Origin of the sequence: Pseudoduganella violaceinigra DSM 15887, assembly GCF_000425385.1 — a bacterium.
In the GTDB taxonomy this organism is placed as follows: domain Bacteria; phylum Pseudomonadota; class Gammaproteobacteria; order Burkholderiales; family Burkholderiaceae_D; genus Rugamonas; species Rugamonas violaceinigra.
In genome coordinates this window covers 248,370-274,070 of the sequence record NZ_KE384360.1, presented here as the reverse complement: position 1 = coordinate 274,070, position 25,701 = coordinate 248,370, and the positions used below count along the sequence as shown (strand labels likewise).

At 61.9% G+C, this 25,701-nt stretch carries 22 protein-coding genes; 7 read left to right on the top strand and 15 right to left on the bottom strand.

Annotated elements, in window-relative coordinates; genetic code table 11:
- The first annotated feature begins 82 nt into the window (after nt 1-82).
- The gene (locus H597_RS0127780) at nt 83-586 is read left to right on the top strand and encodes a GNAT family N-acetyltransferase (RefSeq protein WP_028105006.1); all 504 of its coding nucleotides are present in this window, start codon (nt 83-85) and stop codon (nt 584-586) included.
- On the opposite strand, the gene H597_RS0127775 is transcribed toward H597_RS0127780, so the two are convergent.
- The 3 genes from H597_RS0127775 to H597_RS0127765 are packed head-to-tail and all read right to left on the bottom strand — an operon-like array spanning nt 583 to nt 6,296.
- On the bottom strand, nt 583-1,968 hold the full coding sequence (locus tag H597_RS0127775) for an efflux transporter outer membrane subunit (RefSeq protein WP_028105005.1): 1,386 nt from the start codon (nt 1,966-1,968) through the stop codon (nt 583-585). The genes H597_RS0127780 and H597_RS0127775 overlap by 4 nt on opposite strands.
- A gap of 1 nt (nt 1,969) precedes the next feature.
- Entirely contained in the window at nt 1,970-5,107 is a 3,138-nt protein-coding gene (locus H597_RS0127770) for an efflux RND transporter permease subunit (RefSeq protein WP_028105004.1), read from the bottom strand.
- Nucleotides 5,108-5,123: 16 nt separating this feature from the next.
- Nucleotides 5,124-6,296, bottom strand: a complete 1,173-nt coding sequence (locus H597_RS0127765; protein ID WP_051294162.1) for an efflux RND transporter periplasmic adaptor subunit — start codon at nt 6,294-6,296, stop codon at nt 5,124-5,126.
- 456 nt (nt 6,297-6,752) lie between these two features.
- Here H597_RS0127765 and H597_RS0127760 point away from each other — a divergent pair, with 456 nt between their 5' ends.
- The 4 genes from H597_RS0127760 (at nt 6,753) to H597_RS0127745 (ending at nt 10,754) form a co-directional block, all read left to right on the top strand.
- On the top strand, nt 6,753-8,597 hold the full coding sequence (locus H597_RS0127760) for an SPFH domain-containing protein (RefSeq protein WP_229632260.1): 1,845 nt from the start codon (nt 6,753-6,755) through the stop codon (nt 8,595-8,597).
- A 144-nt stretch (nt 8,598-8,741) separates the two neighbouring features.
- Nucleotides 8,742-9,248 carry a DUF6438 domain-containing protein gene (locus H597_RS0127755; protein ID WP_028105001.1) on the top strand — a complete coding sequence of 169 codons (507 nt, stop codon included), beginning with the start codon at nt 8,742-8,744 and terminating at the stop codon, nt 9,246-9,248.
- A gap of 60 nt (nt 9,249-9,308) precedes the next feature.
- Nucleotides 9,309-10,262 carry an alginate lyase family protein gene (locus H597_RS0127750; protein WP_229632259.1) on the top strand — a complete coding sequence of 318 codons (954 nt, stop codon included), beginning with the start codon at nt 9,309-9,311 and terminating at the stop codon, nt 10,260-10,262.
- 225 nt (nt 10,263-10,487) lie between these two features.
- Entirely contained in the window at nt 10,488-10,754 is a 267-nt protein-coding gene (locus tag H597_RS0127745) for a hypothetical protein (RefSeq protein ID WP_028104999.1), read from the top strand.
- On the opposite strand, the gene H597_RS0127740 is transcribed toward H597_RS0127745, so the two are convergent.
- Nucleotides 10,755-11,222: a YaiI/YqxD family protein gene (locus H597_RS0127740; RefSeq protein WP_028104998.1), complete on the bottom strand. Its 468-nt coding sequence runs from the start codon at nt 11,220-11,222 to the stop codon at nt 10,755-10,757.
- A gap of 176 nt (nt 11,223-11,398) precedes the next feature.
- Here H597_RS0127740 and H597_RS0127735 point away from each other — a divergent pair, with 176 nt between their 5' ends.
- A complete protein-coding gene (locus H597_RS0127735) occupies nt 11,399-11,971 on the top strand; it encodes an outer membrane beta-barrel protein (RefSeq protein ID WP_028104997.1) in 573 nt (190 codons plus the stop codon).
- A gap of 7 nt (nt 11,972-11,978) precedes the next feature.
- Here H597_RS0127735 and H597_RS0127730 read toward each other — a convergent pair whose 3' ends face one another.
- Genes H597_RS0127730 through H597_RS34485 form a run of 3 tightly spaced genes read right to left on the bottom strand, consistent with a single transcriptional unit; the run spans nt 11,979 to nt 14,601 of the window.
- Entirely contained in the window at nt 11,979-12,659 is a 681-nt protein-coding gene (locus tag H597_RS0127730; protein WP_028104996.1) for a MipA/OmpV family protein, read from the bottom strand.
- 41 nt (nt 12,660-12,700) lie between these two features.
- On the bottom strand, nt 12,701-13,333 hold the full coding sequence (locus H597_RS0127725; protein ID WP_028104995.1) for a response regulator: 633 nt from the start codon (nt 13,331-13,333) through the stop codon (nt 12,701-12,703).
- Nucleotides 13,330-14,601: a sensor histidine kinase gene (locus H597_RS34485; RefSeq protein ID WP_161630652.1), complete on the bottom strand. Its 1,272-nt coding sequence runs from the start codon at nt 14,599-14,601 to the stop codon at nt 13,330-13,332. The genes H597_RS0127725 and H597_RS34485 overlap by 4 nt, the downstream gene beginning before the upstream one ends.
- Before the next feature lie 129 nt (nt 14,602-14,730).
- Here H597_RS34485 and H597_RS0127715 point away from each other — a divergent pair, with 129 nt between their 5' ends.
- Nucleotides 14,731-15,477 (top strand): hypothetical protein, encoded by a 747-nt coding sequence (locus tag H597_RS0127715; protein ID WP_028104994.1) that lies wholly within the window; start codon nt 14,731-14,733, stop codon nt 15,475-15,477.
- A 251-nt stretch (nt 15,478-15,728) separates the two neighbouring features.
- Here the strand turns inward: H597_RS0127715 and H597_RS0127710 are convergent, their stop codons facing one another.
- From H597_RS0127710 to H597_RS0127675, 8 genes are all read right to left on the bottom strand, one after another.
- On the bottom strand, nt 15,729-16,445 hold the full coding sequence (locus H597_RS0127710; protein WP_154668307.1) for a hypothetical protein: 717 nt from the start codon (nt 16,443-16,445) through the stop codon (nt 15,729-15,731).
- 118 nt (nt 16,446-16,563) lie between these two features.
- Nucleotides 16,564-18,450 (bottom strand): MFS transporter, encoded by a 1,887-nt coding sequence (locus H597_RS0127705; protein ID WP_028104992.1) that lies wholly within the window; start codon nt 18,448-18,450, stop codon nt 16,564-16,566.
- A gap of 108 nt (nt 18,451-18,558) precedes the next feature.
- Nucleotides 18,559-19,617: an AbrB family transcriptional regulator gene (locus H597_RS0127700; RefSeq protein ID WP_051294150.1), complete on the bottom strand. Its 1,059-nt coding sequence runs from the start codon at nt 19,615-19,617 to the stop codon at nt 18,559-18,561.
- On the bottom strand, nt 19,605-20,666 hold the full coding sequence (locus tag H597_RS0127695; RefSeq protein WP_028104990.1) for an ABC transporter ATP-binding protein: 1,062 nt from the start codon (nt 20,664-20,666) through the stop codon (nt 19,605-19,607). Before H597_RS0127695 ends, H597_RS0127700 begins: the two co-directional genes overlap by 13 nt.
- 28 nt (nt 20,667-20,694) lie before the next feature.
- Nucleotides 20,695-22,470 (bottom strand): ABC transporter permease, encoded by a 1,776-nt coding sequence (locus H597_RS0127690; RefSeq protein ID WP_035375375.1) that lies wholly within the window; start codon nt 22,468-22,470, stop codon nt 20,695-20,697.
- Nucleotides 22,471-22,480: 10 nt separating this feature from the next.
- On the bottom strand, nt 22,481-23,566 hold the full coding sequence (locus H597_RS0127685; protein WP_028104988.1) for an ABC transporter substrate-binding protein: 1,086 nt from the start codon (nt 23,564-23,566) through the stop codon (nt 22,481-22,483).
- A 29-nt stretch (nt 23,567-23,595) separates the two neighbouring features.
- Nucleotides 23,596-24,546 (bottom strand): Bug family tripartite tricarboxylate transporter substrate binding protein, encoded by a 951-nt coding sequence (locus tag H597_RS0127680; RefSeq protein WP_028104987.1) that lies wholly within the window; start codon nt 24,544-24,546, stop codon nt 23,596-23,598.
- Nucleotides 24,547-24,559: 13 nt separating this feature from the next.
- Nucleotides 24,560-25,627 carry a porin gene (locus tag H597_RS0127675; protein WP_028104986.1) on the bottom strand — a complete coding sequence of 356 codons (1,068 nt, stop codon included), beginning with the start codon at nt 25,625-25,627 and terminating at the stop codon, nt 24,560-24,562.
- Nucleotides 25,628-25,701: the final 74 nt, after the last annotated feature.

Here is a 25,701-nt window from a genome sequence, read left to right as displayed (position 1 = left end):
CACAATGGAGAAGGGATTGAACTTTGTCAAATTACAACGTGCTATGATGGACCGGCAGTTACTTCATTCTTAAAGGAGTGATATGCCCTCCCGTACCTCTCGCTCAATTGAGATGCGGCCCGCCGAAGCGGGCGACCTGGCGTTCATGCAGCAACTGTATTCCAGCACGCGCAGCGCCGAAGTCCGCATGGGAGGCTGCGACCTCGCCACCGAGACCCTGCTGCAAGGCTTGCAGTTCAAGGCGCAACAAACCTGGTACGAGACCCAATATCCCAATGCCGACCTGGCCGTGATCATGGACCGCGAGCGTCCGGTCGGGCGCCTGTTTGTCGATTACGGGCCGGGAGAACTGCGCATCCTCGATATTTGCCTGCTGCCCGAATACCGCAACCGCGGCATCGGGCTCGGACTGCTGCGCAGCCTGCAGGCCCAGGGCGAACGCCTGCGCCTGCCGGTGCGCGTCAATTTGGCGCTGGGCAGCCCCGCGCAGCACCTGTTCGTGCGCTGCGGGTTTGAGCTCCTGGCGGTGGACGGCATGTACAACCTGATGGAGTGGCTGCCGCCCGCCGGCATCGATCCCGATTAGGACCAGCCACCCAGCACCTTGTACAGCGTCACCTGGTTGGCAGCCTTCGCCAGCCGCACGCTGATCAGGCCTTGCTGCGCCGCATACAGCGCGCGCTGCGAGACCAGGGCGTTCATAAAGGACTCCGTGCCTTTCTGGTAGCGCGCTTCATGAATGCGGTAACTGCGGCTGGCAGCTTCCGCCAGTGCGGACTGCGATTCCACGCGCTCGTCCAGCGTGCCGCGCTGGGCCAGGGCATCGGCCACTTCGCGGAAGGCCGATTGGATCGCTTTTTCGTAGCGAGCCACGGCAATGCCGTTGTCGGCTTTGGCGATATCCAGCCTTGCGCTGTTGGCGCCGCCGTCGAACAGCGGCAGGGCCAGTTGCGGCAGGAAGGTCCAGGCGCCGGTACCCGCTTTGAACAGATTGGACAGGCTGCCGCTTGCGCTGCCTGCCGTCCCTGTCAGCGTGATGCTCGGAAAGAAGGCCGCGCGCGCCGCGCCGATATTGGCGTTGGCGGCTTTCAACGCATGCTCTGCCTCCAGCACGTCCGGACGTTGCAGCAGGACGGAGGACGGCACACCTTCCGGCAGTTCGGCCAGCGTGCTGACTGCGGTCGGCAAGGCTTGCGGCAGCAGGCTTGCCGGCACTTGGGTACCGACCAGCAGGGCCAGCGCGTTCTCGCCGGCCGCTACCTGGGCGGTGTACAGAGCCATGTCGTTGCGCGCGGCTTCGACACTGGTTTGTGCGTCGTACATGTCAAGACCCGAGGTGGCCCCGGCGTCGAAGCGGCGCTTGCTCAGTTCAAAGGTGATTTGCTGGCTTTTCAGCGTGTCCTGGGCCAGGAGCAGGCGTTCCTTGTCGGCGGCCAGGCTAAGCCAGGTGGTGGCCACTTCCGCCACCAGGCTGAGTCGCTGGGCGCGCTGCGCTTCCTGCGTGCCGAGCCAGGTTTGCATGCCTGCTTCCGACAGATTGCGCAGCTTGCCGAACAGGTCCAGCTCATAGGCCGGCAACGCCAGGCCGCCGGTGTACTGGCGGTTGATATCGCCGCCTGGCGCACGCGCCGCACTCTGGCCCACTTGCGCATTCACTCTGGGGAATTGGGCGGCACGATCGATGCCGTACTGCGCCCTCGCCTTTTCGATGTTCAATGCCGAGACGCGCAGGTCGCGGTTATTCTTCAGAGCCAGTTCCACGACTTCGCGCAGTTGCTGGTCGCCGATGAAGTCCTGCCAGGCGATTTCGCTGGCGGGCTTGGCATCGGCCGCAGTCCGTGCGGGCTTGTAGGCTTCACCGCGCGGCCATTCGGCGGCCACGGGCGAAGCCGGGCGCTCATACACCGGCGCCATGCTGCAGCCGGCCAGCAAAGCTGCCGCTGCAAGGGTAAAGATCGTCTTGTTCATATCAATTCGCCTCCGAAGCGAGGGCCGGTGCGGATGGCGCGGCGGTAGCCTTGCGGCCTACCCATGCGCGCACCACCACGAAGAACACCGGCACGAAGAAGATGCCGAGGAAAGTAGCCGTCAGCATGCCGCCCAACACGCCCACGCCGATGGCGTTCTGGCTGCCGGAACCCGCGCCGCTTGCCATGGCCAGCGGCAGCACGCCGAGGCCGAAGGCGATCGACGTCATCAGGATCGGGCGCAGGCGCAGCTTGACTGCCTGCAGCGTGGCTTCACGCAGGTCGATGCCTTTTTCCTGCAGTTCCTTGGCGAATTCCACGATCAGGATCGCGTTCTTCGCCGACAGTCCGACCACGGTCAGCAGACCGACCTGGAAGTACACGTCGTTGGCAAGGTGGAAGCCCCAGGTGGCCAGCACGGTACCGATCACGCCAAGCGGCACCACCAGCAGCACCGAGAACGGCACCGACCAGCTTTCATACAGCGCGGCCAGGCACAGGAACACGATCAGCACCGAGATGGCGTACAGCACCGTGGTCTGCGAGCCGGAATCGCGCTCTTCAAGCGACAGGCCGGTCCACTCGAAGCCGATGCCGGGCGGCAGTTGCGCCACCAGCTTTTCCATTTCAGCCATGGCCACGCCGGAGCTGACACCCGGCGCAGGCATGCCCTGCACGTTCATCGATGGAATGCCGTTGTAGCGCTCCAGGCGCGGCGAAGCGTAGATCCAGCGGCCGGTGGCGAAGGCCGAAAACGGTACCATCTCGGCCTGTGCGTTACGCACGGACCATTTGTTCAGGTCTTCCGGCGACATGCGCGATTCCGGCGAGCCTTGCAGGTAGACGCGCTTGACGCGGCCGCGGTCGACGAAGTCGTTCACATACGAGGAGCCCCAGCCCACGCTCAGCACCTTGTTCACGTCCGCAACGCTCAGTCCCAGCGCCGTGGCTTTCTGCTGGTCGATATCGAGTTTGAATTGCGGCGTATCTTCCTGGCCGTTGGGGCGCACCGCCATTAGCAGCGGGTTCTTGGAAGCCATGCCGAGCAGCTGGTTGCGCGCTGCCATCAGCGCGTCGTGGCCTACGCCACCCTGGTCCTGCAGCTGCATGTCGAAGCCGCTGGCGTTGCCCAGTTCCATCACGGCCGGCGGGGCGAAGGCGAATACCATCGCTTCGCGGATCTGCGAGAAGGCGCCCATGGCGCGGCCTGCGATCGCTTTCACTTTCTGGTCCGGGTTCTTGCGCTCGGACCAGTCCTTCAGGCGAACGAAGGCCAAGCCGGCGTTCTGGCCATTACCGGCAAAGCTGAAACCAGCCACGGTGAACACAGATGCCACATTGGCCTTTTCATCGTCCATGAAGTGGTGCTCCAGCTTTTCCAGCACCTTCAGGGTGCGCTGCTGGGTGGCGCCGGTCGGCAGCTGCACCATCGAGAACAGTACGCCCTGGTCTTCTTCCGGCAGGAAGGAAGTCGGCAGGCGCATGAAGGAGACCGCCAGCACGGCCAACAGCGCGCCGTACACGAGCAGCGAGCGGCCGCTGCGCGCCAGCATCTTGCCGACCCAGCCCTGGTACTTGGTGCTGCTGCGGTCGAATGTGCGGTTGAACCAGCCGAAGAAGCCCTTTTCCGAAACGTGCGCGCCCGGTTTCAGGAACGTTGCGCACAGCGCCGGGGTGAACACCATCGCCACCAGCACGGACAGCGTCATGGCGGAAACGATGGTCACCGAGAACTGGCGGTAAATCACACCGGTGGAGCCGCCAAAGAAGGCCATCGGCACAAACACGGCGGACAGCACCAGTGCGATACCCACCAGCGCGCCGGAGATCTGGCCCATGGATTTCATGGTCGCCTCTTTCGGCGACAGGCCCTCCTCCGTCATCACGCGCTCAACGTTCTCCACCACCACGATAGCATCGTCCACCAGCAGGCCGATGGCCAGCACCATGGCGAACATGGTCAGCGTATTGATCGAGTAGCCGAGCGAGAACAGCACGGCGAAAGTGCCAAGCAGCACCACCGGCACCGCCAACGTCGGGATCAGAGTGGCGCGGAAGTTCTGCAGGAACAGGTACATCACGATGAACACCAGGATCACCGCTTCAATCAGGGTCTTCACCACCTCTTCGATGGACAGCTTGACGAACGGCGTGGTGTCGAATGCCACTACCGCCTTCATCCCCTGCGGGAAGCGCTTGCCCATCACCTCGATTTTCTTCTTGATCGCATCGGCGGTATCCAGCGCATTGGCGCCGGTGGCCAGCTTGATCGCCACGCCCACGGCAGGTGCGCCGTTGTAGCGCGCGACGGTGTTGTAGTTCTCGTTGCCCAGCTCAATGCGGGCCACATCGCGCAGGTGCACGGTGGCGCCGCTGGCGGTGGTCTTGAGCAGGATGGCGCCGAACTGCTCCGGCGTCTGCAGGCGGCTTTGCGCCGTCACGGTGGCGTTGAGCTGCTGGTCCGGCACGGCGGGCGCGCCGCCCAGCTCACCGGCCGACACTTCGGCGTTCTGCGCCTGGATGGCGGCCATCACATCGGCTGGCGTCAACTGGAAGCCTTGCAGCTTCTGCGGATCCAGCCAGATGCGCATCGCATACTGGGAACCGAACAGCGTCACATCGCCCACACCCGGAACACGGCTCAGCGGATCGATCACGCTGGCGGCCACATAGTCGCCCAGGTCGGACTGCTTCATCTTGCCGTCTTCGGAGACGAAGCCCAGCACCATCAGGAAGTTGCGGGTCGCTTTGGACACCACCAGGCCTTGCTGGGTGACCGCGGCAGGCAGCAGCGGCGTCGCCAGCTGCAGCTTGTTCTGCACCTGCACCTGTGCGATATCGGGATTGGTGCCGCTGTTGAAAGTCAGCGTGATATTGATGCCGCCGGTCGAATCGCTGTTCGACGACATATAGCGCAAACCGTCGATGCCCTTCATCTTCTGTTCGATGATCTGGGTCACGGCGTCTTCCACCGTCTTGGCCGATGCGCCCGGATAGGAACCGGCGATCGAGATCGACGGCGGCGCGATGCTTGGGTACTGCGAAATCGGCAACCCTTTGATCGCCATCACACCAGCCAGCATTACAACGATGGCGAGCACCCAGGCGAAGATGGGGCGGTTGATAAAGAAGCGGGACATGATTCAGCCTCCCCGCTTAGCGTGCTGCGGACTGGCGTTGCGCATCGCCGCCGGTGACCGCTTTCGCCACAACGGCCGGAGCGCCGGGCTTCACCTTCTGCAGGCCTTCGATGATGACGCGATCGCCTGCTTCCAGGCCGGACTTCACCAGCCATTTGTCGCCGATGGTGCCGCCGGTTTGCAGCAAACGCTGTTCAACCTTACCTTCCTTGTTCAGCACCAGGGCGGTCGCTTCGCCTTTCGGATTGCGGGTCACCCCCATTTGCGGCACGGCGATCGCCTGTTCGCTCACCCCGGTTTCCAGCACGGCGCGCACGAACATGCCCGGCAGCAGGTCGTGCTTCGGATTCGGGAACAGTGCGCGCAGGGTCACGTTGCCGGTGCCCGGATCGACGCTGACATCGGAGAATTGCAGCTTGCCCGGCAGCGCGTACTTGCTGCCGTCCGCCAGCAGCAGCGTCACATTGGCCTGGCCGTCGGTCTTCTTGATCGAGCCGTTATCGAGCTCGCGCTTCAGGCGCAGCAGCTCTTCGCTGGATTGGGTCACGTCGACATAGATCGGATCGAGCTGCTGCACGGTGGTCAGTGCGTTAGCCTGCCCGGCGGTCACCAGCGCGCCCGGCGTGACGCTGGAACGGCCGATGCGTCCAGAGATCGGGGCGGCCACCTTGGTGTAGTCGACATTGATGCGCGCCGATTCCATCGCGGCTTGCGCGGCTTCCACTTCGGCCTTGGCCTGTTCGTGGGCGGCTACCGCATCATCGTAGTCCTGGCGGCTCACCCCTTCGATCGCCACCAGTTCCTTGTAGCGGGCGACCTTCGGTTCGGCCGCTGCCAGGTTGGCTTTGGCCTTGGCCAGGTTGGCCTTGGCGGAATTGAACGTGGCCTGGTAGGTCGCGGCATCGATCTGGTACAGCTGCACGCCGGCCTTGACGTCGGCGCCTTCCGTGAACAGGCGCTTCTGGATCAGGCCTCCGACTTGCGGGCGCACTTCAGCCACCTGGTAGGCGGCGGTGCGTCCCGGCAGCTCGGTGCTCAGGGCCAGCGCTTGCGGCGCCACGGTAAATACCGCCACTTCCGGCGCCGGCGCTGCGCCGCCCGGCGCCGGGCCAGCCTGTTTGCCGCCGCAAGCGGCGACCATTGCAGCCACCGCGGCTGCGGCGCCCAGCATTACGAATTTCTTTTGCATGTTTTTCATCTTTTTTCCAAAAAGACTTAGAATGAACGATCATTCTAACATGATTAGGACAGATGACCACCGGGTCAGTAATGCTACGGAGGGCTTAGAGGCACCGCTCTAATCGCAGTGCAGCATCTTTAATTTTTATCAAGATGTGCCAGAATGATTTCACGCACTCATTGAAGAGCAATAACAAAAATCGTGTCCGATCTAGTGTCACCCGCGCTCCACGCGCAACCGCAGTCCCGCCCGCTGGCTGATGCCAACCCGCTCCCCTCCCTTTTGCATGTCACGGCACCGCCGCTGCGCTGACCATACGCGCGCCCATTTGCGTCGCCGTGACGCATCCGTATTTCCAGTCTTATCCACAACCGAAAGGTATGTATGTCAAGCCTGCTATTTGGGGTGATCGTCGTTGTAGCGACTCTGTTGGCTGTTTTGCTGTTGATATTGATATCCGGTGTAGTGAAATACATCCCCAATGACCGGATCGGGGTCGTTGAAAAACTCTGGAGCCCTTCCGGCTCCGTACAAAGCGGCCTGCTCGCGCTGAATGGCGAAGCGGGCCTGCAGCCAGAACTGCGCCGAGGCGGTTTCCACTTCTTCGCACCGTTCCAGTACCGCGTCCACATTCACTCGATGGTGTCGGTCACGCAGGGCACGATCGGCTACGTCTTCGCCCGCGACGGCATCGACCTGCCGGCAGGCCAGACACTGGCCGACAACTCGAACATCGACGACTTCCGCGACGTGCGCGCCTTCCTCGGCAACGGCGGACAGAAAGGCCCGCAGCGCAAGATCCTGCGCGAAGGTACGCACATCATCAACCCTGCCCTGTTTGTGGTGATGACGGGCGAAGCGACATACTCGATGTCGCTCGACTCCAAGGAAAAGATCTATTACGAGCAGATGCGCGGCTTGCTGGATGACCGCAGCGGCTTCACGCCTGTCGTGATCAAGGAAACCACGGGCTCGCACGATTCCGACCAGCTGGCGGTGGTGACGGTGCAGGACGGACCGGGCCTGCTGAAAGACGAGCTGCTGGCACCCGATGTGGGCGATAGCCATAACGCCTTCCAGGAACCCGAGAAGTTCATCGCCGCCGGTGGTCGCCGCGGCCGCCAGGAACGCGTGCTGGTGGAAGGCACTTACTTCATCAACCGCCTGTTCGCGACGGTGGAATTCATCAAGAAGACCGTGATCCCGGTCGGCTTTGTCGGCGTGGTGGTGTCTTACACCGGCCACAAAGGCACCGACTTGTCCGGCGCCGAGTATTCGCACGGCGAACTGGTGGAAAGCGGCTGCCGCGGTGTATGGCGCGATCCGCTGATGCCCGGCAAATACGCGTTCAACACTTACGCCGGCAAGATCGAGCTGGTGCCGACCACGAACTTCGTACTGATGTGGAAGTCCGGCGAAAGCGGCTCCAGCTTCGACAAGAATCTGCGCGAAATTACGCTGATCACCAAGGACGCCTTCGAGCCGCAGCTGCCGCTGTCGGTGGTGGTGCACATCGACTACCGCAAGGCCCCGATGGTGGTGCAGCGCTTCGGCAACGTCGCACAGCTGGTGGAACAGACGCTGGACCCGATGGTGTCCTCATACTTCAAGAACGTCTCGCAGACCAAGACCTTCATTGAGCTGATCCAGTCGCGTAGCGAATTGCAGCACAATGCATCGGAAGATATGAAGCAGCGCTTCCAGGCCTACTCCCTGGAGTTCCAGGAAGTCCTGATCGGCACACCGAAGCCGCAGGAGGGCGACAACAAGATCGAGAACATCATGGCCCAGCTGCGCGACCGGCAGATCGCACGCGAGCAGGTCGAGACCTTCGCCCAGAAGCAGATTGCCGCCGACAAGGAGCGCGAGCTGAACGAAGCCGAACAGCGCGCCGCCAAACAGAAGGAACTTACCGGCTCGCTGGTCGACATCTCGATCAAGGAAAACCAGGGGGCGGCGAACGTCAAGGCCGCCGAAAAGCGCCGCCAGGAGATCGAAGCCCTGGCGCAGGCCGAACGCTTCAAGCAGGAGATGGAAGGTTCTGGCCGTGCATCTGCGATTCGCTCCGTCGGTGAAGCGGAAGCTGCGGCGATCCACGCCAAGTCCGAGGCGATGCAGGGCGAAGGCGCCGACAAGCAGCTGATGCAGACCGTGATGCTGCGCCTGGCCGAAGCGTTCGAAGCAGCCAAGGTGCCGTTGGTGCCGCAAGTGCAAATGGGCGGCGCCGACAGCAATGCCTTCGGCACCCTGCTTGGCCTGATGAGCGCCATCAAGGCCGGCGAGCTGACCGCGACGTCCGACAAGACTTAAGGCTCTATCGCGGACTGGCTAACGGTGCCCAGTCCGCATTCTAGATCACTGGATATCGGACGTTTATGTCATAAGTGTTGTGAATCGCCTTTTTCCATCCTGTTGGTTGACAGCTTTAGAGATGAGAGTGACACTTCTAAATAGATGAAAAAAATCCTGATATATACCGCACTTGGACTCTCGCTCGGCGCATGCTCCCGGGGAAATAATGAAAGCCAGGCCGCGTTGCAGAAGCCACTCGAATTTGAGTCGATATCGCTGCAGCGAATTGCCTGCTATGGAGTATGCCCCGTCTACTCTGTCGAAATACAAGCAAATGGACAGGTCACGTTCTTGGGCGAAGAATTTGTAAAGATCAAAGGGAAGCGCCAAAGCAGCATTCCGCAAGCAGACGTGGAATTGGTATCCGCAGCCGTGCGCCATGTCAACTTCGCTGAGATGAACGAGGCATACGTAGACCCCAAAGACGGTTGCATGGACATCCCCAGGGACCACCCTTCGCTTTCAATTTCTATCGTAAAAAAGGGAAAGCCAAAGACCGTGAGCTTCTATACCGGTTGCCATGGTCCCACTGTGCCTGTGGAACGGTTGGAGTGGCTCGCGCGCACGATTGATATTATGGCCCGCACTGCGAGCCTGGTAGAAGAATGAGCGGACAATTAGCTGGCGCCGGTTCACGCCATCCAGCTGGCGTGGATCAGGAGATTTAACGTGGTGCTTTCAAAATATTCATGGTGCCTGATGCTCGCCGCTTCCTCGCAGATGGCGCAAGCTTGCGGCGCGCCGCCGCAGGCCGTCATCGACATCGATGCCAACAGCTACTACTCGGACAGCCATTACTCGATAATCGACCCTGCACGCAAAGCACGCAACGAAGCGGCGACGAAGCCGGTCAGCGACTTTCTTGAGGTCGTGGCCCGAAGCGCCAGCGCCTACCAAGCGAAGCTGAATCAGAGCGACGCCGAATGCTCGCTGTCCTGGCTCGCAAGCTGGGCGGGGCAAAATGCGATGCTCGGCAGGATGACAACCATGCAGTCCTATTACACGCGCAAATGGGCACTGGCCAGTCTGGCGCTAAGCTACGCACGCGTACAGCACGCCGCAGCATCGGATCAACGCCAGGTGATTGAAGCCTGGCTCAAGTCGCTGGCCGATGCCACGATCAAGCATTCGGATCAACAAAAGGGCGCGCGCAACAACCACTACTACTGGGAGGGACTGGCTGTCGCGGCAACCGGTGCCGCCACGGGCGATCAGCATTACCTGAGATGGGCACGCAATATGTTCGACTATGCGATGAACCAGGTCCAGGCCGACGGCACGCTGCCGCTTGAATTGAATCGTGCAGGAAAAGCCCTGCAGTACCACGTGTTCTCGGCGGAGGCCTTGGTTTTCGTCGCGTCGATTCTCGATGTTCAATCCGAGCCGCTGGACCGGCTGGTGAAAACCACGCTGGACGGCGTATCCAATCCTGCCTCGTTCGAGCAGATGACTGGATTCGAGCAAGAGGTGCCGAAGTCGACGCCGGGCTGGAAGCTTATCTACGACCGCCACACCGCACTTTCACCAAACGGGACACCGGCCAAGGCGTGGACAGCCCGATTAGGCGGCGATCTGACCTTACCGAATCCCCTCGAACACTTGCGGCTGAAACCAGCAGCTTAACTTCCTGTTGGGGCTGCCGATCAAGCAAAGCGGCAATTCGCTGTACTTTCTGGCAGGAGCAACGGAACACGGACCAATCGAAGTCCAACTTGATGAACAGAGAAACGCGATTCGCTTTATTTGCCGGCCCGGAGCATAGCGCGGCCGTTTCTGCAGCGTGCGATTGCGATTGGGGGTCATCCAACGGTCAAACGCGTAAAATAGCGCCTTTAAAAGGAATTCAGCATGAAAAAAACAGACCTGGCGAAGAACGATGCTAAAAAGCTGATGGGAAAAATGGCGGCTCCGGGCGCGACGTCCTTCGGCAATGCCGGCAGTCCCGCCATCGACAAGCGCGAGCAGCGCAAACGTGACCAGGCACTTGGCCTCGTGCCGTTTGCGATTAAGCTCAATGGCGATCTGGTGAAGCGCCTGCATGCATTGGCGACCGAACGTGGCGAGGACTTGAACGCCACGGTAGCCGATGTCCTGGTCAAGGGCCTCGACGCATAATTAGCCAGGCCGCGAAGGCGCTTGCCTTCGCCGCGCCAGTTCCCGGTCCAGCGCATTGGCAAAATTCTGCCGGTCGCTTTGACTAAAGGCCGGCGGGCCGCCGGTATCGACACCGGCGCCGCGCAACTCCTCCATGAAAGCACGCATCGTCAGCTGCTGTGCGATCGTGTCCCTGGTGTACCACTCGCCGCGCGGGTTGAGCGGCAGCCCGCCTTTCTCCAGCACCAGAGCCGCCAGCGGAATATCGGCAGTCACTACGATATCGCCGGTGCTGACCCGTTCAACGATTTCCGCATCGGCTGCATCCGCTCCGGCAGGAACCTGCAGCGACCGTATAAAGCGTGAGCCCGGCACGCGGATCAACTGGTTTGCCACCAATGTGACGCTGATTTGCGTGCGCTCGGCCACACGGAACAGTATGTCCTTGATTACGGCGGGACAGGCGTCCGCATCGACCCAGATATGCATGGCTTACAGTGAACAAAACAACGAAGAAGCCATATTGTAAAGCACCGTGCCGAAAGTCATGGTGACTGGGGATGTCTGGCGGCACATGCGCCCTGCGCCGCGTTTCCCTAGAATTTGGAAACTGATTCGGGTCAGCACAAGCCCCCCGGACCAGCCCCAATTTTACAAGGAATACTATGCCCAAAATCCTGACATTATGCTTGATCACTGCAGCCACACTCGCCCCATTCACCGCCTACGCAGAAGACTTCTACGTCGGTGCAGACATCGCGCCCGGCGGCAACCTGACCTTCACGAATCCCGTCAATGGCAAATCCGCCAAAAGCGACGGCAAGACTGCGCTGAAACTGTATAGCGGCTTTGCAATCACGGACTACCTGGCCATTGAAGGCGGCTTTTCGCAATCGGGCACCACGACCTTTGACAAGGCGGCATTGGGGCTGACGCAATCCCCAACGTTCAAGATGCGCAGCCTGTACCTGGCTGGCCGCTTCACCCACAAGTTCAACGACGACTGGTCGGTATTTGCAAAGGCGGGCTTTGCCCGGACGCGTTTCACAGCATTCAATGGCGTGAGCGAGCGTGACAGTTTATCCAGCACCAAACCCTTGCTTGGCCTGGGTGTAGCATACAACGTCAGCAAAGCTGTCGCGCTGACGCTGGAACTCGAACACATCGGCCGTACACGCAAGTCCGGACTGGACGTGAAGCAGGACGCGCTGCACCTGGGCGTGAAAGTGGGCTTCTGAATGGAACTCAGTAGCTATAACTGAATCCCAATGCGTTCGCGACCCCGGTACGCTGCCGGGTGCGCGGACTTGCCGCAGCATCTCCCTGTAAACGCGCAGCCCGCACGGACGCAGTCAGCGTGATTTTGCGGCTGACCTGCCAGCCCCACTGCACGTCGGCAAACACATCCCGCAAACCTCCGCTCGGCTGAAACTGCGCGGTACGGAAATCCGTTTGCTGGTAGCGCCGGTCTGCCGCATTGAATCCGGTCCCGAACTCGAGCCAGTGATGGGCCGCCGGTACGAACTGCGTACTGGCCCTGAAATTGAATAGGGCGCCGCCGGTATCGCGCAGCAAGGGGATCGAAACCTGCGCATGCAGCGCCAATTCGCGCAATGGCTGGTATTGGACAAATACCCCCGTCACTGGACGTATGACGCTGCTGCCGTCCGCGCGTTGCGCTCCCAGGTTGACAGCCAACACCGGTCCATATCCCAGCATCGGGTCGGACGACATCTGCTTGCCCACCGCCAGCCCTTCGACAAATACGCCGTTGCTCCACTCTGCCGAAAACTGGGGAACGAGGAAGGCCGAACGCCTGGCGCTTCCCGGCGCGCTGGGGGCGGTTCCCAGCACCGCCCCCATGCGCACATCGGTCGCACCGTCGGGCAGCAGGCTTGCATTGGATTGTGCGTGCGCCGGCGTCATAGCGGCAAGAACCAAACATACCGGCAGGATGCTCGTCCGCATCAGATGTGGCCCAGCTCAAGGCCGCGCAAAACGGCGCGGACACGATCGCGCACGCCAAGCTTCGCCAGGATGCTCGATACGTGGTTCTTGATCGTTCCTTCGCTCGGACCGAGCGCCTCCGAGATTTCGGCGTTATTGAAGCCGGCTGCCATTAACGCCAGAATTTCGGTTTCGCGGCTGGTAAGCGGCGCGCTGACCGCAAGCAGCGGCGGCACAGCGGGCTTTTCGTAGGCGGCACGGGTTCGTTCAGTCAGGGCGGGACGGAACAGCGTTTCGCCCGCGACCACACTGCGGATCCCGTCCGCCAGCCGCTCAAGGGAAATATCCTTGAGCAGGAAGCCGCGCGCACCGGCCCGCATGCCGTCGAACAAGGCATCGTCATCGTCGAACGTAGTGAGCAGGATAGTGGGCGGCAAGTCGACCTGAGCGCTTCGCAGCAGGTCAATACCGCTGGCGTTGGGCATGCGAACGTCAAGCAACAGAACGTCGGCTTGCGCCTGGGCGATGACGGCGACCGCTTCGGCGCCGTCGGCCGCTTCAGCGACCACGCGGATATCCGGCGTCAGGTCGAGCAGGCCGCGTATGCCGCTGCGCACCAGCATCTGATCGTCCACCAACACGACGCGGATCATGCGCGCGCTCCGGTAGATGGCACCGAGATTTCCAGCGCAAAGCCTTGCGCTCCGCTTCCGGCCACCAGCATGCCGCCAAGTTCAGACAATCGTTCGCGCATGCCGGACAAGCCGTTGCCTTCAGGCGCTCCGCGCGCACCGCGGCCATCGTCGGCAATGCGCGCGGCGAAGCCCTTGCTGTCGCACTGGACGTCAATCGTGAGCTGGTTTGCCCCCGCATGGCGCACCGTATTGGTGATGGCTTCCTGCACACAAGAGAGAAGCGTGTGCGCCGTCGCAGGCGGACAATCCGCCACTCCATCCCCCATACTGAGCTGGATAGATGGCGATGGAATGCCGGCGCACAAGAGCTCCAGCGCATGGCGCAGGTTCACCCGCGCCTCCTGCCGTTCCGCGCTGACCACGCTGCGTACTTCCGCCAGCAAAGTATGCGTCAGCTCATTGGCCGTCACCAGCGCAGGCAGCGGCTGCGAAGCCGACTGGCGGGTCGCCAGATCGAGATGCAGCTTGAGGGCAGTCAGGTGATGGCCAACGGCGTCGTGCAAATCACGGGCAATGCGAAGCCGCTCGGAGGAGCGCACGGTATCGGCCAGCAGCGATTGCGTGGCACGCAGCTGGGCATTGGCCGCCGCCAGCCCAATCCGCGTCTGGCGCTCTTGCTTCACCAGCCATGCCAGCGCCGCCCCCAGTATCAGCAAGGTTCGCTCGAACGTGAGAATAAAGAATCCGGCCCCGACGTCCGCATCGTTCAAGCGTTGACGCCCATGGGTCAGTAGCCACATTTCGATCGCCAGGCCTAACACGAAGAGCGCAGCCAACCATACCAGCGCGCGGCGCATTGGCAGCAGCGCCGCCAATGCGGTTGCCATGGCCAGGCTGAAGGCGATCGACCCCATGACCAGCACAATGCAAAACTGCACCCCAAGCAAACAACTATTGAGCTTGGCGGACCGCCCCAATCCAGGTCGTATGCGCCACCAGAGAAGGCCGATAAAGAGTGAGACCAGGGCTGCTTGCGCGACCATGAAGAAGTGAAAGGCCAGTTCCTGCCGTTCCGTGCCGGCCCGCAGCAAGGAAGTGGGTGGTGTCGACAGGCTAGCCACACTGTAAGCCGCGCGTGCCACGAGATTGTTCATTTCAGCCCGTTCCGGGCCTGCCGCCCATGGAGCGGTCAGCTCCAGGATGCCGAAGACCAGGCAACAAACCAGCGCTGCGGCGGGATAGCGGTTGCGGGTGATGCGGGCACGGTTACTGGCAATGGCAGTCATGGGCCTGTCTTTCTTACAATTTGAGCGCGCAATTCTACGCGCAAGGGGAAGGCCCGCAAAGTGCCAAAAGTCATGGCAGTGACTTTTGGCATGGGACGCCAAACACAGCATGCCGTAAAATCGCCTCCCATGCCAATCCGACCGCTGACCGCCTACCTCCTGCTGATTGCCGCCGCCCTGCCCTGCAGCGCGATGGCGGCCGATGCAACGACACTGCCGCGAGTAGTGGTGCCCGCCGCGCGCGACGCGGAGTGGTACAGCTATCGCCATGCCTACAAAGCTGCACGCTTCTTCGAGCCATTCCTGAAAACGCGTCCTTTGATCCAAGCGCATATGCAAATTCGACCGAACTCGCCGGACGAGCCGATGGACGGACTGCAGGTCCTGCTGGTGGGCGAAAGCGTGAATGTAGTCATCCCAGTCGATGCCCTGGGCCGGGCCACGCTCCCCATGTTGAAACAGGCGTACGACGAAGATGCGGTGCTGCGCCTGAATCGCCAAAAAGGCCACTACCGTTTCAGCGGCCGCTATTCGATCCGCGAGCGGGAAGATGGCGTCTACAACGCAGCGGACTTGCGCGAAGCGTGTGGGCAACTATTGAGCGCCCAGCGTGAATCGGGATACCGCTTGCGCCTGATCGGCAAGAAATGCGCCGGCGTGAAGTTTGTCTACGCGCTGGACGATTCCACGCCGACGGTGCTGCACAGCGATGCCGCGGGCATGCGGACGCCATTGGCCATACATCCTGGCGCCCCGTTCGAAGGCCCCCCAATGGGCAAGTACCGCGTCGCTGAATACCGCTTCGCCGACTGGCCCGAGCAGGGCCAGGTTCTGACTGTCAGCCGCCCGCTGGCGATCGGCACCCTTTACGAATAACGTCGCCGTCTGCACGCTTTTGTCCCTTCAGGTAGAGTAATGTCGCTCCTTGAATACAAGTAGGGAAATCTTTTGAAACAGAACGACATTGTCATTGCCGATCATGCGGAATCGGCCTCCAGCCCCCCGGATTCTACGCAAGGAATGGCTGGGTGAAGTTCGGAGAGGTCAGCTCCGGACCGGGAGGCGTCAGCCGCATTTTCATGTCCAGAACACTGTAGACGCCCAATACGGCTTTCGCCCCAGCCAGCTCAGAAAGTAACCGGCGTCGCGTCGATCTGCACGCTTTGCAGGAACACTTCGGAACGCGCTTCGAAGCCGGAGTCGATGCCCAGAATGATCCATACCGCGCCATTGGCATCGGTGGTGACCTTTTGCGACTTGTCGGTCTTCACGGTCTTGCTGGCATAAGCGGTGCTGCCGCATGCCAGGCCGTTGGCGATATTGCCCAGCACCTGGGCGTCCTTGCCGCCGGCAGCCTGATTGCCCCGGTCGATGTTCATGCGGATCTCGTTATTGACTGCGACAGCCTTCGGCTCGGCCGCCGTGGCGCCAGCATACACCCACACCGCCTCCCCTGGTGCGCCGCCGACACCCATGCAGCCGGACGGCGCGCTGCTCGCCAATTTGACCGAGAAGTTCACGCTGTACGAGGCGTTCTTTTCCAGGCCGCTGAACTGCTTCTTCACGAACAGGAACAGGTCGTCGCTGCGGTTGGTGCCGCCGATGAAGTAGCCCTTGCCCGTCAACGGGGTGGGCAGCGTACGCGCTTCGAAGATGACGTTGGTCGGGGCGGTTTCGGGAGTGTAATCGGAAGAGCTTCCGGTCCAGCCGGTGATGCCGTCCTTATTGAAATCGATCAGCATCGAAGCCGGCTTTGGATGATTGCCGCTGTCGTTGCCGCCGCCGCATGCCGCCAGCATGGACAGCATGGCGACGGAGAGACCGGCTTTCAGAATTGTTTTCATTGACTGTCCTTTTCACAAGTGGTTTAGAAAAACCAATTGTAGAAAAGAGAAAAGGCGCCGGAACGGCGCCTTTGTATGTAGAGGTATGTAGCCCGCACCTACCTTTGCCTACATATTTCTACTTCCACTCGCCACGCAATTCCGCCACCTGCTGGTACAGCGATTCGGGGGTAACATCGACCGGCGCTACCGGCTCGCCGACTGCCAGCGCCAGGTGCGAACGGAAGCCTTTGCGGAAAGCGCGTTCCAGCAGGCTGTCCTTGCTGCGGCTCAGCAGGTGGCCCCACAGGCCGCGCAGCGCCATCGGGATCACCGGCACGTGCGAACGTTCGATGATCTTGCTGATGCCGCCTTTGAACTCATTCATGTCGCCGGTGCTGGTCAGCTTACCTTCAGGGAAAATGCAAACCAGTTCGCCTTCATGCAGGGCCTGCGCGATATCGACGAAGGCCTTCTCCATCAGCCATGGATCTTCCTTGGCCGGCGCGATCGGGATCGCTTTCGCGGTGCGGAAGATCCAGCCCATGAAAGGCGTCTTGAAGATGCGGTGATCCATCACGAAGCGGATCGGACGCGGGCTGGCAGCACCGATCACGATCGCATCGACGTAGCTGACGTGGTTACAGACAAGTACCGCGCCGCCTTCTTCCGGAATACGGTTGGCATCGATGGTTTTCACATTGTGCACGGTATGGATCAGGAGCCAGGCCAGGAAGCGCATCAGGAATTCGGGCACCAGCGAGAAGATATATACCGCCACCAGGCCGTTCATGATGGCCGTGGCCAGGAACAGTTCCGGAATCGAGAAGCCCTCCTCCAGCAGCAGGATCGCCACGCCGGTAGCCACGACCATGAACAGCGCATTCAGGATGTTCATGCCGGCGATGGTGCGCGACAGGTGCTTCGGATCGGCGCGCAACTGGATCAGGGCGAACAGCGGAACGATGAAGAAGCCGCCGAACACGCCGATCATGATCACGTCGAGGATGATGCGCCAGGCGCCGGGCTGCATCGCCATGGCGTAGGCGTTCACGGTGCCCGAGGCGCTGTAGCCCAGGCTGGCCAGGTACAGGTCGATTCCAAATACCGTCAGGCCGATCGAGCCGAATGGCACCAGGCCGATTTCAACCTTACGGCCGGAGAGCTTTTCGCACAGCAGCGAGCCAGTGCCGATACCCAGCGAGAACATCGTCAGCAGCAGCACGAAGACGCTGTTATCGCCTTTCAGGTAATCCTTGGCGTAGACCGGGAACTGGGCCAGGATGATCGCGCCGTAGAACCAGAACCAGGAATTACCCAGCATCGACAGGAATACGCTGCGGTTGCCGGCGGAGAAGCGCAGGTTGCGGATCGATTCGGTAAAGGGATTCCAATTGACCTTCAGATCCGGCTGCGGCGCCGGAGTGGTCGGGATGCTGTATGCGGTGACCAGGCCAAGCACGGCGAAACCGACGGTCGCCACCGCCAGCCAGATAATGCCGTTCGGCTGGTAGTTGACAATGATGGCGCCGAACACTTGGCCAAGCAGGATGCCGACAAAGGTACCCATTTCGACGATGCCGTTGCCGCCGGTGAGTTCTTCCGACTTCAGGTGCTGCGGCATGTACGCATATTTAACAGGGCCGAACAGCGTGGAGTGCATCCCCATGCCGAATACAGCAATCATCAGCAGCGCCAGGGTATGCGTGAACCAGCCGATCGCGGCCACGCCCATGATGCCGATCTCCAGCCATTTGATGAAACGCGCCAGCATGCTCTTCTCCACCTTTTCGGCGATTTGGCCGGAAGTGGCGGAGAACAATACATAGGGCAGGATAAAGAGGCCGGGTACCAGATTGGTGATCAGCGACGGCGGCAGATCGGTCCAGCTGGTGGCGTTGAATGCCAGCGCCACGACCAGGGCGGTCTTGAACAGGTTGTCGTTGAACGCGCCGAGAAACTGCGTCCAGAAGAAAGGGGCAAAACGACGCTGTTTCAGCAGGTCGAACTGGCTAGGATGGCTCATGTTGCGTCACAGGAATAGTGAAATTGCTGACAACATACAGTATGTCGGCAATCCGCTCAACTCGACTCGTCAAAGTATCGCAATATAATACTTCAATAGAAAAAGTAATCAACGTAGCAGATTTCGAAATACCGGTCCCACCGCCAGCACCAACACCACCATCCGGCACACATGGAAGGCGGTCACCACGGGCACCTCGGCATGCAGGGCGCGGGCGGTCAGCGCCATTTCGGCGATTCCGCCAGGCGATGTTGCCAGCATTGCGGTCGCCGGATGCAGGCCGCCGCATGTCGCCAGCGCCAAACCGAATAGCGCCGCCAGCCCCAGTGCCATCGCGGTGCACGCGCCCACGGCCGCCATATAGCGCGGCGCGGCGTGCAGGAAGCCGGGGGTGAAGCGCGTCCCAAGGGACAGCCCGATACAGAGCTGGCCGGCGCGCACCATCCATTCAGGCACGCCGCCGACCGGCGCTTTGGCAGCCGCCAGCAGCGCCGCTGCAAACAAGGGTCCGAGCACCCAGGCGTTTGGCATTGCGCACCGCCACAACAGCCAACCCGCAGCGCAGCTTGCCGCCGCCAGCATGGCAAAAGCCGGTAAGGCCGCCGCACCGGCCGGGCCTTGCGCAGGGAGCGCCAACGTCGACAGCCCGGACGGCGGCATGCCATGCCCGCTCCAATAGCGCAGGACAAAGGGCAGGAAGCTCACCACCATCATCAGCCGCACGCCCTGCGCCGCAGCCACGTGCTGCGCTTCCGCCCCGTGCCGCTCCCCCTGCACCGCCATTTCCGAGGCTCCGCCCAGCGCCATCGCGAAAAAGGCCGTGGCCGTACTGACGCCGGCCAGCCGCTTGAGCAGCCAGGCGCACAACGCGCCCAGCGCCAGCGCAAATGCCAGCGCCGCCGCGATATAGCCTGCACGCGCCGCCACCACCGCCAAAACCGCAGGCGTGAAATACAACCCTAGCACCGTGCCGATCGCCCACTGTCCGGCGGCGCGCGCCGCCACCGGACAGCGCAGGTCCGCACCCGCCATGCGCAAGGCGGCGCTGGCAAACAAGGGGCCGATCAACCAGGGCAGCGGCGTATCAAGCCAGCGGCAAAACGATGCGGCCAGCAAGCCGGCCGCCAACGCCTGCAGGAAGCCGCGGTGCTTACTTAGAAAACCCACAGCTTATCGGCCGGAAGCTGCAGCCAGTACTGGCCATCCTGCAGGCGGAACTTGGAATGGGCGCGCACGCTGATGTCACCGCGCTTGAACAGGCATTCCCATCGGTCGCCAAGGTACATGCAGGTGGACAGCGCCAGCTGCAGCGAATTCTCCGCCTGGCTACTGTTGACACGCACTTCTTCCACGCGGATCAGCGGGGCAATCGTCTCGCCGCCCTTGCCGCGCGCCGTCGCCTGCAGCCTGGTGCCGGCAACTTCGATCACCACCTTGTCGCCATCGCGGCTCACCAGCGTTCCGGGCAAACGGTTGTTACTGCCCATGAATTCGGCCGTAAAGAGCGTCTCCGGCGTTTCGTACATCGACTGCGGCGTACCTTGCTGTTCGATTTTGCCGTTATTGAGCAGCAGGATGCGGTCCGAAATTGCCATTGCCTCGTCCTGGTCGTGGGTCACCATCAGCGCCGACAGTCCAAGGCGCACGATCAGCTCGCGCAGGAAAGCGCGCGCTTCCTCGCGCAGCTTGGCGTCAAGATTGGACAGCGGTTCGTCCAGCAGGATCACGGGCGGGTTGTACACCAGTGCGCGCGCAATCGCGACGCGCTGCTGCTGGCCGCCGGAAAGCTGGTGCGGGAAGCGCTCGCCCAGATGGCCCAGGCCCAGCTGCTTCAGGACTTCACTGACGCGGCGGCCGATTTCCTCCTTGTTCATCTTGCGCAGCTTCAGGCCATAGGCCACGTTTTCCGCTACGGTCTTGTGCGGCCACAGTGCATAGGACTGGAACACCAGGCCCAGGTTGCGCTGCTCCGCCGGCATGTCGAATTTCCGGCCGCCGTCGAATACACGGCGGTCGCCGATGTCGATGGAACCCAGGCGCGGGCTCTCCAGCCCAGCCACGGCGCGCAGCAGCGTGGTCTTGCCGCTGCCCGAAGGGCCCAGCAGCGCCACCACTTCCCCCTTCTGCAGGTGCATGGAAACGCCCTTCAGGATCGGGTTGGCGTGGGCGCCGCTGCCATAGTCCAGGTGCAGGTCGTCGACGGAGAGTTCGTTCATTTTGAGGTCTCGTTTCATGATCGTGGTCTCAGTTATGCAGCTTGACGCCGAAGCGCAAGGCAATGCCCAGGCCGATGCCGACCAGGGTGATATTGATAAAGGACAGTGCCGCCACCAGGTCGGTCGAACCGCCCGCCCACAGCGACACGATCAGCGCGCCGATCACTTCCGTGCCCGGCGAAAGCAGGTACACGCCGGTCGAATATTCGCGTTCGAAGATCAGGAAAATCATCAGCCATGCCCCCAGCAGGCCGTACTTGATCAGCGGCAGGGTCACGTCGCGCGTTACCTGGCCACGCCGGGCGCCCACCGCGCGGGCGGCCTCCTCCAGCTCCGGGCCGACTTGCAGCAAGGCGGTGGAAATCAGGCGCATGCCGTACGCCATCCACACCACGGAGTAAGCCAGCCACACCGCGAAGATGGTGGTGCGCAGGCTGCGCAGCGCCGGGATCGCGTTTTCCTGTAGCCACAACGCCAGGCCGCTGCCGGAGCCTTTGAGCATGCCATCCAGCCAGCTTGGCACAAACAGGAACACCCACAGGAATGCCAGGCCCGCCAGCAGGCCCGGAATAGCGCGCGGCACCAGCACGCTGTAGTCCAGGATGCGGGTCAGCAGATCCGGTTTGCGGTGCATGGCTAGCGCGATAAAGCTGTAGCAGAAGATCGCCAGGCCGCCGCCGATCACGCCGATCAGCACCGTGTTGACGATGCCGCGGATCAGCGCAGGCTGTTCGAAGATGTCGCGGAAGTGCTGCAGCGTCAGTACGTCCGCCAGCTTGACGCCCTCGCCCCAGTATTGCACGAAGGAGCGCAGCGCAATGCCGGAAATCGGCATGACCACCGTGAGCAGCAGCCATGCCCCCAGCACCGCGAACGCCAGCCATTTCCAGCGCCCCAGCGGAAGCGCCTTGCTGCGCGCGCCCTTGCCTTTGATCGACACGTATTTGCTGGCCGACTTGAGCAGCCAGCGCTGCAGCATCACCAGCGGCATCGTCACCGCCACCAGGCACACCGCCACCGCGGCCATCAGGTGATAGGACGGGGTGCCCAGCTTGTTGGTCAGCTTGTACAGGTAGGTCGGCAGCACCAGGTGGCCTTCCGGGTCGCCCAGCACCAGCACCAGGCCGAAGACTTCGAAGCCAAGGAAGAACACCAGTACGCCCGCATACGCCAGCGCCGGCATGATCATCGGCAGCGACACATTGAACATCACCTGCAGCGGCGAGGCGCCAGCCACCCGCGCCGCCTCCTCCACGTCCGAGCCGAGGCTTTTCAGCGCGGACGACGCATACAGATAGACGTGCGGCACGTGGGTCAGGCCGGCGATCACCACAATGCTGCTAAAAGAGTACACATTCCAGGGAATGAAGCCGACCAGGTCTTTCACCCAGGTCGAATAAAAGCCCACCGGCCCCATTGACACCACGTAGCCGAAGCCCATCACCATCGGCGAGACGAAGATCGGCACCAGCAGCAGCGGGGCGATCCAGCCGCGCCCCGGCAGGTCGGTGCGCACCATCAGGAAGGCCAGCATGCCGCCCAGCGGAACGGCGATTGCCGCCAGGCCGGCTGCCAGCAGCATGCCGTTTTTGAATGCGATGGCAAAGTCAGGGTCGTCGAAAATGAAACGGAAGGCGTCCAGCCCCACTTCCTTGGCGGGCATGAAGAACGGCGCCGACAGGAAGCTCTGGTAAAAGATCAGGAACAGCGGCAGGAAGATGGCAAGGCAAGTCAGCGTTGCCACCACCCAGCGCGGCCAGTTGAAGCCCATGCGGCCCGTCCCCTGCAAAGTCGCGGTAGTCATTTGCGGCTCCTTATTTCTTGCCGGCGGTTTCTTTCCACTGCTTCAGGAAGGCCATGCGTTTCTGCGGGCCGAGGAACTGCAGCAGGATCGGGTGGACAGGCACCGGCTTGATCTTGTCCTGGCCGATCTGTTTGACCAGGTCGGACGAGGTGGTTTCCCCACTCACATCGGCGCGGATCGCATACAGTTTCGATTCGTTGGCGATAATAGTCTGGCCGCGGTGCGACAGGGAGTAGTCCAGCCACAGCTTCGCTGCGTTGACGTTCTTCGCGCCCTTGTTGATGAACATGACGCGCGACATCACCAGCGTGTAGTCCTTTGGCAGCTGCACGCCGATCGACGGATCGCTCTTGGCGCGCACCAGGGCGTAGGAACCCAGCACGTTGTAGCCAATCAGGTTTTCGCCCGACGAAATGCGCTCCATCATGGTGCCGGTCGAGGATTGCACGCGCACCTTGGCTTCGCCGAAGGCGTCTTGCAATTCCGCGAACTTTGCGTACTCCTTGGCATCCTGGGTCATGAACATGAAGCCGACGCCGGATTTTTCGATGTCGTAGGTGGTGACCTTGTCCTTGAATTTCGGCTGCTGAATCAGCTTCACGAAATCGGCGTGCGTCTGCGGTACTTCCTTGGCGTCGACCAGGCGCTTGTTGTAGACGATGGCGGCCGGCTCGAACGTGGTGCCGTAGGCCTGGTCATCCCAGATTGCCCAGCCCGGAATCTTCGAAGCTTCCACCGACTTGTACTTGAGCGCATAGCCGTCGGAGGCCAGGCGCATCTGCAGGTCCATCGCGGAAGACCACATCACGTCGGCCGTATTGCCGCCGGCCGCCATCTCGGAGATGAAGCGGTTGTACACTTCGGTCGAATTCATGTCGTTGTATTCGACGGTAATGCCGGGGTACAGGGCATTGAAGTCGCGGATCAGCGGCTGCGCCGCCTTGCTGTCGGTGGCACCGTACACCACCAGCTTGCCCTCTTTCTTTGCCGCCTCGATCACCTTCGGGTAATCGGCGGGATAACCGGCAGGCGCTTGCGCGAATGCGTTGCACGCGAACAGGCCGGCAGCGGCGGCCACCAGGGTCGTCTTGATCATTTGTGTCTCCTAGGTTTTTGAGGGATGTTTCAGCGCACCAGGCCTAGCTGGCTGGCGCGTTTGCCGTAGTCGTCCACGGCTTTATGCACGTACTGGTTGAGTGCCTGACCGGTCAGGCTAAAGGGGTAAAGTCCCGCCTCCGCTCGCAGCTTGGCGAATTCGGACGTGGCCATCAGGCGCTCGAAAGTGCTGACCCAGTGCTGGTAGTCGGCGTCGGCGACCTGGGGGCCCATCCACACACCGCGGATCACCGGCCAGACAAGGTCGTAGCCCTGCTCGCGCGCCGTCGGCACGGCGGCCAGCGCGCCCGGCAGGCGCTGCTCGGACATCACAGCCAGCACGCGGATCTTGCCGTCGGCGGCCGCCAGGCTGGCCTCGGACGCATCGCCCGACACCACCTGCACAAAGTTGGCCTGCATCGCCGTGAAGGATTCACCGCCGCCTTCCAGCGCCACGAAGCGCAGCACTTTAGGATCCAGGCCTGCCAGGCGCACCAGCATCGCCACCTTCAGCCAGTCCTGGCTGCCGATAGTGCCGCTGACGCCGATCAGCACCTTGGCAGGATCGCGCTTGAGCGCCGCCACCAGGTCGGCCAGGGACTTGTAGGGCGAATCGGCGCGCACGGCGATCATGCCGTAGTCGGCCCCCAGCGCCGCCACCCAGCGTACGTCCTCCGCCTTGGCCTTGCCGAACTTGCCCTGCGCGAGATTCAGCAAGGAACCGCCGGAAAACGCCACCAGGGTGTTCGGCTCGGCGCGCCGCTGCGACACCAGCGAGTGCCACGCGACGGCGCCGATCCCGCCCGGACGGTAGACCAGCTTCATGGATGGGCTGCCCGGCACCGTCGCCAGTCCCTTCTGGGCCAGCTTGCACGTCAGGTCCATCGCGCCGCCCGGCTTGGACGGGACGATGCATTCCGCAGCCTGCGCCTGCCCCGCAAGCAGCAGGACAGTGGCGAAGATGATGGGCAGGATCTTCATGGCTTCATTATTATCAGAAGCGGTGCTGCATGCCAACCATTACGCCATGCTGGCTGTCGCCGAAAGCCGCGTCATCGCGCGACAGGCCGACCAGCTGGCCGTTCCTGGCTTTCGTGTAAGCGACAGTCGCATACAGGTCGGTACGCTTGGAGGCCGCGTAGCGGTAGCGCACCACGTACATCGTCGGGTCGGCATCCTTGCCCGCCGCAACGTTACGCACATCGATGTGGTACACGGCGCCGGTCAGCGTCACTTCCGGCTGCAGCTTGTACGCCACGCCGGCCCATAAGGTGTTGCCTTTTATATCAGCCAGCGCTGCCTTGCCGGCCACCTGCTTATAAGTGCGTCCGCCGAGCCAGAATTTGACGTCGCCGGTGGCGTAATAGCCGCCGAAATGGAAGGCCGTCGTTTCGTCGCGGTTACCGGTGGCGGCGACCGTATTGCCGTTGATCCGCTCCACCGTGAACATGCCGCCCAGCGATTCGGACTGGTAGCTGACCGCACCGGCGTATTTCGCGCTGTCGGCCGAACTGCCGCCCTGCTGCTCGCCGAGGCCGTAGCTGAAACCGTATTTCCAGTCGCCGCTCTCGCCCGAGTATTTGATCAGGTTATCGAATCCGGTGGTCATGCCGTATTTGTTTGGCAAGGTGGCGCTGCCGCCGGTGGCCCAGGAGTAGTAAGGCGCAAAGCCCATCGGGTCGAAGCGGATCACAGTGTCGTACACGCTGGTGAAGGAGCGCCCCAGGACGACGCGGCCGAAGCGGCCTTCCAGGCCCACATTGGCCTGGCGCTTGAACAGGTTGCCGTCCTGCGCGCCGGTATCCATCAATATGCCGCCTTCCAGCTGGTACACGGCTTTCAGGCCTCCGCCCAGGTCTTCGAAACCCTTGATGCCCCAGCGCGATGTATTCATGCCGCCGGAACTGACGTGGGACATGCTGCCGCCGCCCGGTTTGGAATCGGAAGAAATGTCGACGCCGACATCCAGCAGGCCATATACCTGTGCATTGGATTGGGCGTTCGCATTGCTATAGGCGGCCAGCAGCATCACGATGGCCGCCGCCATCGAAGTTCTTTTCACAATCAGTCTCCTCGGTTTATAGTTATTTACGTCATGCCTCGCTCTGGCACGGTTCAACTATAAAATCGCCAACC